The 12,499-nt window shown below is 70.8% G+C and carries 5 protein-coding genes; 4 read left to right on the top strand and 1 reads right to left on the bottom strand.

The features are described from left to right. Positions 1-6 precede the first annotated feature (6 nt). Genes asnB through CES90_RS11770 form a run of 4 tightly spaced genes read left to right on the top strand, consistent with a single transcriptional unit; the run spans position 7 to position 11,559 of the window. Positions 7-1,824: an asparagine synthase (glutamine-hydrolyzing) gene (gene asnB / locus CES90_RS11785; RefSeq protein ID WP_189784886.1), complete on the top strand. Its 1,818-nt coding sequence runs from the start codon at positions 7-9 to the stop codon at positions 1,822-1,824. A gap of 30 nt (positions 1,825-1,854) precedes the next feature. Then, positions 1,855-2,052: an MbtH family protein gene (locus CES90_RS11780; RefSeq protein ID WP_189784887.1), complete on the top strand. Its 198-nt coding sequence runs from the start codon at positions 1,855-1,857 to the stop codon at positions 2,050-2,052. A 19-nt stretch (positions 2,053-2,071) separates the two neighbouring features. Further along, complete coding sequence (locus tag CES90_RS11775; RefSeq protein ID WP_189784888.1) at positions 2,072-8,311, top strand: non-ribosomal peptide synthetase; 6,240 nt, start codon at positions 2,072-2,074, stop codon at positions 8,309-8,311. Beyond that, positions 8,308-11,559, top strand: a complete 3,252-nt coding sequence (locus CES90_RS11770) for a non-ribosomal peptide synthetase (protein WP_189784889.1) — start codon at positions 8,308-8,310, stop codon at positions 11,557-11,559. Before CES90_RS11775 ends, CES90_RS11770 begins: the two co-directional genes overlap by 4 nt. Here the strand turns inward: CES90_RS11770 and CES90_RS11765 are convergent. Then, positions 11,539-12,309, bottom strand: a complete 771-nt coding sequence (locus CES90_RS11765) for a thioesterase II family protein (RefSeq protein ID WP_208921417.1) — start codon at positions 12,307-12,309, stop codon at positions 11,539-11,541. The two genes, CES90_RS11770 and CES90_RS11765, sit on opposite strands and share 21 nt — an antisense overlap. Positions 12,310-12,499: the final 190 nt, after the last annotated feature.

The raw sequence follows: 12,499 nt of genomic DNA, 5'->3' as shown, positions 1-12,499 counted from the left end.
ACCCGGATGTGCGGCATAGCCGGCTGGCTCGACTTCCGACGCGACCTGCGCGAGGAGATCCCCACGCTGGAACGGATGACAGCATCCCTAGCGTCCCGGGGGCCCGACGGCTCCGGGACATGGACGGCGCCGCACGTGGCGCTCGGCCACCGCAGGCTGGCGGTGGTGGACCTGGAGGGCGGGGGCCAGCCCATGGTGGCCCAGCGCATGCCCGACGGCGAGCCGGTCGTCCTGGTCTACAACGGCGAGATCTACAACACCCCGGAGCTGCGTGCTCAGCTCACAGCCCGGGGCCACCTCTTCGGCACCCGCTGCGACAGCGAGGTGGTGTTGCGGTCGTACCTGGAATGGGGCGCCGACTGCGCCGAGCGCCTGAACGGGATCTTCGCCTTCGCGGTGTGGGACGGCGACCGGGAGACCCTGACCCTGGTCCGAGACCGGCTGGGCGTCAAGCCGCTGTACGTGCACGTCTACCCGGGCGGGCTGCTGTTCGCCTCGGAGCCCAAGGCGATCCTCGCCAACCCGCTGTTCAGCCCGGTCCTGGAGGTCGAGCGGCTGCCGGTGGTCTTCAACCCCAGGCTGAAGGAGCCGGGCGGCTCCGTGCTGACCGGGCTGCATGAAGTGGCCCCGGCCTCCACCCTGGTCGCCGACCGTGGTGGCGCTCACGAGTTCCCGTACTGGCGCCTGGTCAGCCGCCCGCACGCGGATGACTGGGACACCACCGTCGCCACCGTCCGGGGCCTGCTGGAGGACATCGTGCTGCGGCAGCTCGTGGCCGACGTACCAGTGTGCTCCCTGCTGTCGGGCGGGCTGGACTCCACGGCCCTGAGCGCCCTAGCCGCCCGGCTGTCCGGCCGCCCCCTGACCACGTTCGCCGTGGACTTCACCGAATCGGACCAGCACTTCCACTCCACCGTTCTGCGCCCTGACCGCGACGCCCCGTATGCCCGCGAAGCCAGCAGCCATCTGGGCACCCGGCACACCGAGGTGGTGCTGGACTCCGCGGCCGTCGCGGTCGGCGCGGCCGAGGCGCTGCGGGCGCGTGACTTACCGAGCCTGGGCCAGTTCGACTCCTCGATGCTCCAGCTTTTCGCCGCCGTGCGCCGCCGTTCCACGGTCGCCCTGTCCGGGGAGGGCGCCGACGAAGTGTTCGGCGGATACCCCTGGTTCCACACGCCTGCGCTGGTGGAGTCGGAAACGTACCCGTGGCTGGGCGAGGGGCCCCGGCTGGTCGAGTGCCTGGCGCCGGACGTACTGGACCGCGTCCGGCCCGAGGAGCAGGAACGGGACGGCTACGCCACTTTGCTGGCCCGGGCCCCCCGGCTGGAGGGAGAGAGCGGACTGCAGGCCCGGATGCGCGAGGTGCTGTATCTGAGCCTCCAGGGCCCGCTGCACCTGCTGCTGGACCGTACGGACCGCATGAGCATGGCCGTGGGGCTGGAGGTACGGGTGCCGTTCTGCGACCACCGGCTGGTGGAGTACCTGTGGAACGTGCCCTGGTCGATGAAGTGCGCCGACGGCCGGGAGAAGAGCCTGCTGCGCGCGGCTGTCAGCGACCTGCTCCCGCCGAGCCTGCTTAACCGCCGCAAGAGCGCCTACCCCGCGACCCACGCGCCCGACTACACCCAACGGGTCGTCACCGGGGTCCTGCGGCTGCTGGACGATCCGGACTCACCGCTGCGCGAGCTGCTCGACGCCGACCGGGTGCGCAAGTTCGCCGAGGGCGCGGACGTCTCCGTGGCTTGGGTGAACACCGCGCACATGCTCACCCCGCTGCTGGAGACCGATGCCTGGTTGCGCACGTACAACGTGCGGATCGTGTGATACCCGACGCCCCATCCGAGAGGAGTAGCCGTGAAAGACACCTACCGCGTGGTCCTGAACGACGAGGAGCAGTACTCGATCTGGTGGACCGACCGCGACCTGCCGTTGGGCTGGCACGAGGAAGGCACCGTCGGCTCCCGCGAGGAGTGCCTGCAGCACATCGAGCGGGTGTGGACCGACATGCGGCCGCGCTCGGTGCGCGAGGCACGGCGGAGCGCCAACCGCTGAAACAGATCCCTTAGGGCCGATGGACCAGGAGACGAATGTGGCGCAGCATCTGGACCAGTTGTTCGCGACGGCTGTGCGCGGGCACGGTGATCGGACGGCCGTGACCTGCGGCGACGAGACGATGACCTACCGGCAGCTGGACGCGGCGTCCGCCCGTCTTGCCCGGCGACTCCAGGACCGCGGCGTCGGCCCGGGCACCAAGGTGGCGGTGTGCATGAGCCGGAGCACAGGGCTGCTCGTCGCCCTGCTCGGCGTGGTGCGTGCCGGGGCCGCCTACGTGCCCCTGGACCCCGCGCATCCCGAGGAGCGGCGCGCCCACATCCTGCGCGACTCCGGGGCAACCCGGGTCCTGACGGACGCTGACACCGCCGCGGCCACCGGCGCCGGGAACAGGAACGGGTCCGGCAATCCCCGGCCCGTCCCGCTCGTCGACGGCGATGCCGTCTACACCATCTACACCTCCGGTTCCACCGGCCGCCCCAAGGGCGTGACCGTCACCCATGGCGCCCTGGCCAACTTCCTGTCCTCCATGGCGGAGCGGCCCGGGCTGCCGGACGGGGCCGTCCTGGTGGCGGTCACCACCGTCGCCTTCGATATCGCGGCCCTGGAGCTCTTCCTGCCGCTGACCCTGGGCGGCCATGTCGTCATCGCCACCCCAGAGGAGAGCCGCGACCCGCGTGCGCTGGCCGGGCTGATCCGGTCCACCCGGGCGTGTGCCCTCCAGGCCACGCCAGCAACCTGGCGGATGCTGCAGAGCGATGGGTGGGAACCACCCCCGGACTTCACCCTGCTGTGCGGGGGCGAGCCCCTTCCCCCCGACCTGGCGCGCTGGTTCGGCCTCTCACGGGCGCGCGCCTGGGACCTGTATGGGCCCACGGAGACCACCATCTGGTCCAGCACGGCCCTTCTGGACAACACGGGGTCCGTCGCACACTGGTGGCCGGTGGCCCGCACCACGCTCCGTGTGCTGGACGAGGCACTGCGTCCCGTGCCCGATGGGCAGCTCGGGGAGGTGTTCATCGGCGGGGCCGGACTGGCCGCTGGTTACCACGACCGGCCCGCGCTAACCGCGGAGCGGTTCCTGCCGGATCCGTACGCCGACGGTATGCGCCTGTACCGCACCGGTGACCTTGGCCGCTTCCGGCCGGACGGAAGCCTGGAGATCGCGGGCCGCACCGACCACCAGGTCAAGATCCGTGGCCATCGCGTCGAGCTGGGCGAGATCGAAGCGGCCGCCGTCGCCATCCCCGGCGTGCGTATGGCGGTCGCCCACCCCTGGCCCGACCCGTCGGGTGGCATCCGGCTGGTGCTGTACGTCGTGCCACGCGGCCCCGCCGCACCGTCGGCGCAAGAGCTGCGCACCGCACTGGCCCGCGCCCTGCCCGCCTACATGCTGCCCTCCCAGTACGTGACGGTGGACGCGTTCCCCCTCACCCCGAACGACAAGGTCGACCGGGCGCGGCTGCCCGAGCCCGGTGACGGCGGCGGCCGCACGGAGGCGCCCGCCACGAAGGCCGAGCAGTTCATGGCCGACGCCTGGTCCGCGGTGCTGGGCGTGTCCAGGGTCGGGCGCTATGACGACTTCCTGGACCTGGGCGGTCACTCGCTCGCCGCCGCTGCCCTGAGCGCCCGCATCCGGACTGTCCTCGGCCTCGACGTCAGCGCGGGGGAACTGCTGCGGCACGCGACACCAGCCGCGCAGGCAGAACTGCTGGGGCGAGCACCACGGGTCGCGGACCGGACCACGGCACCGGAGCTCGGCGCTGCCGGCGACCTGCCCCTGACATCGGCCCAGCAGCGGGTCCTCTTCGCTGAGTTGGTGCGCACCGGCGGATCGTCCTACGCCACGTCCGTCGCCTACCAGATCACCGGACCGCTCGACCCGGCTGCTCTCGACCGCGCGATCCAGGCCGTCGCCGCCCGCCACGAGGCGCTGCGGTGCCGTTTTCCCGCCACGCGGCCCGGTGCAGAGCCGGTGCAGCGGATCGAACCCGCGGCCCGCGTCCCGGTGACCGTGCTGCCAGGCCGCCCCGCACGGCCGGAGGCAATCCGGCTGCTGGAGGGCGCGGCGCGGCGACCGTTCGATCCGGAGCGGGGCCCGCTGCTGCGCGTAGTGGTGGCGCGTGCGGCTGAGCAGGAGGCGCTGATCCTGTTCTGCTGGCACCACCTGGTCTTCGACGGCTGGTCCCTGGGTCTGTTCCTCGACGACCTGGGCACCGCCTACGCCGCCGCCCTGGGTGACGGCCCGCCGCTGCCCCCTCCGACCGCCCGCTACGCCCAGTCCGTCAACCTGCAACGGGCGCTGCAGGACGACCCGGCCACGGCCGGGCAGCTGGACTACTGGAGAGGCCAGCTGGCCGGGCTGCCCGAGCTGTGCACCGTGCCCGAGGACCGGCCCAGGCCGCCCGTCCAGTCGGCGCACGGCGCGCTGGCGACGGCCGAGGTGGACGCGCGGACCGGCACGGCGTTCGGCCAGCTGTGCCGATCCGGGCACGTCACCCCGTACACTGGGCTGCTGACCGTGTTCCTTGCACTGCTGGGGCGGTACGCGAACACCTCCGACGTGGTCGTCGGCACCCCGGCCGCCGGGCGCTCGCATGTCGAGGCGCAGCAGGTCGTCGGGTTGTTCGCCAACACGCTCGCGTTGCGCGCCGACCTCGCGGACGCGCCGACATTCGCCGCGCTGTCCGCGCGGGTAAGGCACGTCGTCTACGAGGCTCTGGAGCACCAGGACGTCCCGTTCGAGCGCGTGGTGGAGGCGCTGCGCCCGGAGCGCGGCCTCGGTCACAACCCGGTGTTCCAGGTGCTGTTCACCCTTGAGGGCCGAGAGGCAGGTCGGCTGCGGCTGACCGGGACACAGGCCGAACCGGTGCACATCGACGGCGGCGGTTCCCGTTACGACCTTGCGGTCACGGTCCACGAGGAGGAGGACGGTCGTCTCGGGCTCACGGCGGAGTACGCGACCGACCTGTACGACCGGGCCACTGTCGAGGGCGTGCTCAAGCAATACGCCGGGCTGATCGCGTACGTCTCGGCAGCGGGCGGCGAAGCCGACCTGGCGACGGCGCTCGCCGCTGGTGTGGACCGGGCGACGTCGGCCCGCTGGAACAGCACGGCCATGCCGCCGCCCGCCGCGGACACTGTGCACGGCTTGGTGCGGCGTCAGGTGCAAGCCTCCGGGGACCGGATCGCCGTACGGCGGGGAGCCCGCACGATCACATACGGCCAGCTGGGAGCGCAGGCCGACAGGCTGGCCCGGGAGCTGGTCCGGCGCGGGATCGGCCCCGGCGACGTGGTCGGTGTCTGCGCCGAGCGCGACCTGGCCTTGCCCAGCACCCTGCTCGCCGTGCTGACCTCTGGTGCGGCCTATCTGCCGCTGGATCCCGCGTATCCGCCGGCCCGGCTGGCCGCGATCCTCGACCAGGCGCGGCCACCGCTCGTGCTCACCACCCGCGCCACCGCCGGACTCGTACCGGACGGAGGCCATGAGATGCTCCGCGTTGACGCCGTTGCCTCAGCTCCGGGCGCGGAGCCCGCCCTGCCGATAGTGGTGCCAGACGACGCCGCATACGTCATCCACACCTCCGGCTCGACCGGCACCCCCAAGGGCGTGTGCCTGCCGCACCGGGCGCTGGTCAACCTGACCCAGTGGCAGCTGCGGGACCAGCTGGGCGGGGTGCGCACAGCGCAGTTAGCGTCGATCGGATTCGACGTCCACTTCCAGGAGATCTTCATCCCGTTGGCCTCCGGGGGCGAGGTGCTCCTCGCACCGGAGGAGGCGCGGCGCGACCCGGAAGAGCTGTACGACTGGCTGTCGCGAACCGACGCCGAGCAGGTGATCTGCACACCCACCGTGTTCGCCGCCTTCGCCGCCGAGGCCCGTCGCCGAGGTCATGTGCCCGCGGGGCTGAAGGAGGTCACCACGGCCGGGGAGCAGCTGCGGCTGACCGCCGACATCCTGTGGGTGCTGCGGCACGGGTCGTTCCACCTGCACAACCAGTACGGGCCGTCGGAGACGCACGCCGCTACAGCTCTTCCCGTGCCGGGGCCGGACGACGGCGCCGTGGTCCCGCCCCCGCCGATCGGCCGGCCCGTGGGCAACAAACGTGTCCACGTCCTAGACGAGCACGGCCGGGAACTGCCGGTGGGCGTGCCTGGGGAGATCTACATCGCGAGCGACGGAATTGCCCACGGCTACCTGGGCATGCCCCGGCAGACGGCAGAGCGGTTCCTTCCCGACCCGTTCGGCAAGGTTCCGGGCGGCCGGATGTACCGCACGGGAGACCTCGGGCGCTGGTTGCATCGCGGGGTGCTGGAGTATCGGGGCCGGGTGGACGACCAGATCAAGCTACGTGGCGTGCGTATCGAACCCGGCGAGATCGAGGTGCTGTTGCACCGGCATCCTGCGGTGCGCAGCGCCGCCGTGGCCGTCCGCGAACCGCTGTCGGGCGAGCCGGTGCTGACAGCGTACGTCGTGCCCGAGCCTGGGGCCGCCGAACCGGGCGCGGCGGAGCTGCGCCGCTATCTGTCCGAACAGCTGGCCGCCTTCGCGGTGCCCTCGCGCTATGTGACGCTGGCCGAGCTGCCGCTGACCTCCAGCGGCAAGGTGCACCGTGCGGCGCTGCCGATGCCGCCGCGTGCCGACGCGGACCTCGGCACGGGCCGGATCGCGCCGCGGACCCCGGTCGAACGGGAGATCGCCCGGGTATGGGCCGAGGCGCTGGGGGTCGCCGAGGTCGGGGTGCACGACGACTTCTTCGTGCTGGGTGGCCATTCGCTGCTCGCGGCCCGGCTGGTGACGTGCCTAAACGGCACGTTGGACACCGGCCTGCACCTGCGGGATGTGTTCGCCGCACCGACCGTCGCCGGTCTGGCCGCCGTCCTGGAGCAGCGGCGTGCGGCTCGGGGGGCGGGTGCCGAGGTGCCACTCGGCGGCGACCACGAGGGACCGGCCCCGCTGTCCTTTGCCCAGCAACGGCTGTTGTTCCTGGACCGCATGCACCCCGGCGACACCGAGTTCCTGCTGCCCCTGACGCTGCGGATGCGCGGCGCCCTCGACGTGGACGTTCTGCGCCGTTCCCTGGACGTGCTGAGCGCCCGCCACGACATCCTGCGCACCCGCTACCCCATCGAGCGGGGCGAACCCGTGCCTCTGGTCGATCTCCCTGGCACCGTCCCCGTCACATGGGAGGATCTGTCGCACCTGAACGTGGCAGACCGTGAACGGCGACTGGCGGACATCGCCGCCTCGGAACGGGACACCCCGTTCGACCTGGCCACGCAGCATCCCCTTCGGATGCGGCTGGTACAGCTGGGTGCCGACGACCATCTGCTGTTCCAGACGTTCCATCACATAGGCAGCGACGTCACCTCGCTGGGCGTGCTGCAACGCGAACTGCTGCAGCTCTACACGGCGGGAGGCGTCCCGGCGGACGGCGCCCGCCCCCTCCAGTACGCGGATTACGCACGCTGGCAGCGACGGTACCGGGACGAGGACTTCATGGCACCGCTCGTTGCGCACTGGAAGCGGACCATGGTCGGCTGGAAGCCACTGAACCTACCCACCGACTGTCCGCGACCCGAGGTCTGGCAGCCCGAGGGTGAGACGCTGGACTTCGCGCTGCCGGACGGGCTGTGGGGACGGCTGACGGACGCGGCCCGACGCGGCGCGGCCACGCCATACATGGTGCTGCTCACCGCCTTCGTGTCGATGCTCGCCGACGTCTCCGGACAGGACAACATCGTCCTCGGTACCCCGGTGTCTGGACGTGCGCACCCGGAGGCCGCGACGATCCCCGGCTCCTTCGTCGACCTCGTGGTCATCCGCGCGGACGCATCGGGCGCGCCGTCCCCCGCCGAGCTGCTCGCGCGGGTGCGGCGCACCGCACTGGACGCTCTCGCCCACCAGGACTTGCCGTTCGACCGCCTAGTGCGGGAACTGCGCCCGCCGCGCGACCTATCCCGCTCCCCCGTCGTCGACGTCGTTTTCAACTTCATCGAGGACACCGAGCCACTGCCCGCGCCCCCAGGGCTGTCCGTGACCGGGCACCTCGCGTCGAGCCGCACCACCAGCCAGGACCTAGAGATGATCGTGCAGCGCGGCCCCGGCAACCGCCTCACAGCTGAGATCCAGTACGCCGCAGCCCTGTTCTCCCCCGGACACATACGGCGCATCGCCGACGCGTTCCTCGGTGCCCTCGACGCTGTGGCACCAGAGCCCGATGGCTGCGCCCCCCTTACTGAAGGGAGCCCTCGATGACCTCCTCCGCGGACGACAGCACCGTCGAAGACCGTCTGCTCTCCCGGATACGGGCCGCGCGGACGACCAGGACCGCCCCGGCGGGGGGCCTGTTGCGGCAGGCCCCGCTGTCCTTCGCCCAGCGCTCACTCTGGCTTCAGGAGCAGCTCGGCGCCGGGGGCGTGGACTATGTGATCCCCGCCGCGTACCGGCTCACCGGACCGCTCGACGCCGATCGGCTGTGCGTGGCGCTCAGTGCCCTCGTCGAGCGCCATCACATACTGCGGACGCGCTTCGGCACCGGACCCGACGGCGAACCCGTCCAAGTCATCGCCAGCGCCGAGACGTTCGACACCGCCGTCCTCGACCTCAGCGACGTGGCCAGCGCCACGGAACGTGAGGCCAGAGCCGTCGCTGCGGCGGAGGCGGAGGCCGCGCGACCCTTCGACCTGACATCGGGACGCCCTTTGCGGGCGCTCTTCGTCCGGCTCGGTTCCGAGGACGGCCTGCTGGTTCTCTGTCTGCATCACATCGTCGCCGACGGCTGGACGATGGGCGTCCTGATCCGAGATCTGTGCGCGCTCTACGAAGCGGAGGGCGGGCCGTTGCCGCCGCCGACCCTGCAGTACGCAGACTTCGCCGTGCGCCAGCACGCCACGCTGACCGGGGACCGTGCTCAACGGGAGCTGACCTACTGGCGCTCTCGGCTGGAAGGAGTACAGGCCCTCGAACTCCCCATTGACCACCCACTGCCGCCGATGCGCACCGGTGAGGGAGGTCAGGTCCGATTCACCGTGCCGGGGGACGTGGCCCGTACGCTGCGCACCTGCGCCGCTGCCCACGGTGCCTCGCTGTTCATGGTCACGCTGGCTGCCTTCAAGCTGTTGTTGGCCAAGTGGAGCGGACAACGCGACATCGTGGTCGGCTCGGCGGTGGCCGGACGCACCAGCTCGGATCTGGAGGACCTGGCCGGGAACTTCGTCAACATGCTGGTTCTTCGTACCAAGATGGACGATGGCCTCACACTCGGAGGCCTGGTGAACCAGGTGAAGAGCGTGACGCTCGAAGCCTACGACCATCAGGAGCTGCCGTTCGAGCGGCTGGTGGCGGAGCTCGCGCCCGAACGGGGCCCAGCCGGCGCCAACCCTGTCTTTCAGGTCACCTATTCCCTGCAGACCATTGGGGAGAGCGAACGGTGGTCGATCCCCGGAGTGACGGTGCGGGCCGTCGACATAGGGGCACCCCGCGCCAAGTTTGACCTTGAATGCCAGCTCGTCGAGAGGGACGACGGCTCACTCCACGGCGACATCGTCTTCGCGACGGAGCTGTACGAGCCGGCCACTGTGCGACGGATGGCCCGCCACTTCCTCGGCGTGCTGCGCGCCATGACACAAAATCCCGGCTTGAGCGTCGACTTGGTCGATCTCCTCGACGATGCTGAGCGACAGGAGCTGATCCATGGCTTCAACGACACCGCCGTGGGCTGCCCGCACGACATGACAGTGCATCAGCTAATCGAAGAACAGGCCGCGCGTACGCCCCACACGGTCGCCATCGTGGAGGACGGCGACCGTCTGACCTATCAGGAGCTCAACGCCCAGGCCAACCAGCTGAGTCGGCTCCTAGCCGCCCGGGGTGTGACGCCGGGGAATCTGGTCGCGGTCTGCGCGAGCCGCAGCATCGACACGGTTGTCACCCTCCTGGCCATCTGGAAGGCCGGTGCGGCCTATGTGCCGGTCGACCCCGACTATCCCGACGACCGGCTGACGTTCATGCTGTCCGATGCTGGCGCCGTCCTGCTGACCACTCAGGAGCAGCACCGAGAACGGATGGCGCGGATCAGTGCCGTCCCGCAGCTCGTCGTCGACCTGGAACGGCAGGCTGTCGCGGCGCAGGACGGCGGCGATACCGAGCCGCTGTCCCGGCCCGGCGACTTGGCATACGTCCTCTACACCTCCGGCTCCACCGGCAGGCCCAAGGGCGTGCAGGTCACCCACGGCTCGCTCGCCAACTATCTGCTGTGGTGCGCCGACGCCTACGACCTCGCGCAGGGCACCGGCTCGCTCGTGCACTCCTCCCTCAGCTTCGACCTCACCGTGACATCGTTGTTCGGCCCTCTGCTGGCCGGGGGGCGGATCCGGCTACTCGACGACGGCAGCGGGGTCGAGGAACTCGCTGCCGCGGTGCGCCGTGGCCGGGACCTGACCCTGGTGAAGCTCACTCCCACGCACCTCGAACTGCTGAACCGCCTCCTCGCCCCCGAGGAGCTCGTCGGCCGCGTCCGCACGCTGGTGGTCGGTGGCGAGGCGCTCCGCGCTGACACCCTTCGGGCGTTCCGAGCGGCCGGCACGCGGATCATCAACGAGTACGGGCCCACCGAGACCGTGGTGGGCAGCATCGCGTACGAGGTGGGTCCGGACCTCCCCGACCAGGGCAGCGTCCCGATTGGCCGCCCGGTGGCCAACACCCAGGCATATGTGCTCGACCCACAGGGTCGCCCCGTCGTCCGCGGGGCGGTCGGCGAACTCCACCTGGCTGGCGCAGGTGTGGCCAGGGGTTACGCGGGTCGGCCCGATGTGACGGCCGACCGCTTCCTGCCCTGCCCGTACGGGCAGCCCGGCACCCGCATGTACCGAACCGGTGATCTTGTCCGACTGGCCCATGATGGTCGGCTGATGTATCAGGGGCGCATCGACGACCAGGTTAAGCTGCACGGCTATCGGATCGAGCTTGGGGAGATCGAGACGGTGCTGGCGGGACACGAGGAGGTTGAGAGCTGCGCGGTCGCGCTCCGCGCGGACGGCACAGGAGAACCCCGTCTGCTTGCCGCCTACGTCCCGGTTGCCGGTCGCTCACCCGCACAGGACTCGATGCGTGCGTGGTGCCGACGCCACCTGCCGCGGCACATGATCCCCACGTGGTTCACCCTAGTGACCTCCCTTCCCCTGTCCCCGAACGGCAAGATCGACCGGTCTTCGCTTCCCGCCTCCGCATCCGCGTCCGTGTCCCCCGGAGGGGACCATGTGCCTCCGCGGACCCCCACCGAATGCGCCATCGCCGCCACCTGGTGTGAGGTGCTCGGTGTCGAACGAGTCGGTCTGGAGGACAACTTCTTCGATCTCGGCGGTCACTCGTTGCAGGCCGTACGCATCATGAACCGGCTCCGGCAGCAGGGCATGGAACTGAGAGTGCGGGACATCATGCGGCAACAGACCGTTCGGCTGATCGCGGCAGTGCTCGATCCCGGCTCAATGCCGCCGGGGAGATGAGGGGACGGCCGCGCCGAGGCCCCGGTGCAGCACTTCGATCACCTCGTCCTCACGCGGCCTAAGAAAGAAGTGATCGCCCTCCAACACCGTCAGGTCGAACGTTCCCCGGGTGTGCTTACGCCAGCCGCGCACCGAATCCACCGATACCCAGGAGTCGCGGTCGGCCACCAGCGCCGACACGTCCGCACGCAGCAGCGGCCTGTCGGGGGAACGGTAGGAGTCGACGAGGAAGTAGTCGTTGCGCAGCACCGGAAGGAGCAGGGCGCGCAGATCGGGGTCGTCGAAGACCTCCTTCGCCACCCCGCCGTGCCGCTCCCCCTCGGCGATGATCTCTGCGTCACTCATCAGCCGGGCCGACTCGGCCGGTGCGGTGCCGGGCGCCGGGCACCCGGAGACAAAGACGTGCGCCAGGTCCGCTCCCCGGCCCTCCAGGATGCGTGCAGCTTCGTAGGCAGCGGCCGCGCCCATGCTGTGGCCGAACAACGCCGTGCTGCGCCCCGGCATCTCCGAGTGCGCGACACCGTCGGCGACTTCGGCGGCCAGGACATCCATGCTGGTGATCATGGGTTCGTCGAAGCGGTTCTCCCGGCCGGGGTACTGCACGACCCACAGTTCGATGGAGTCGTCTAGGAGGCGACCCCAGCGCCGGTAGTAGCTAGCCCCGCTGCCGGCGTGCGGCAGGCAGACAAGGCGTCGGGACGCATGCGGGCGCGCAAGTGGGACCACGAACAGCTCTGCGGGATCAGTCACTGGCCGCTCCAGTCAGGCGGTGGGGGAGAGACGCCCCAGCCTCCGGCCCCGTGGTTTTCAGCCCCTATCGACGGACTATCGCAACTCGGCCCCGGCACGCCGACTTCGATCCCGCCGTGCCCGAAAGCCGCAGGATCGCCGCGCGATACGCGGCCGATAGCGCTGAACCGACACTCGAGGCCAGCAAGAG

It is taken from the genome of Streptomyces capitiformicae (genome assembly GCF_002214185.1).
GTDB lineage: Bacteria > Actinomycetota > Actinomycetes > Streptomycetales > Streptomycetaceae > Streptomyces > Streptomyces capitiformicae.
This window is presented reverse-complemented; position numbering and strand designations above follow the sequence as displayed.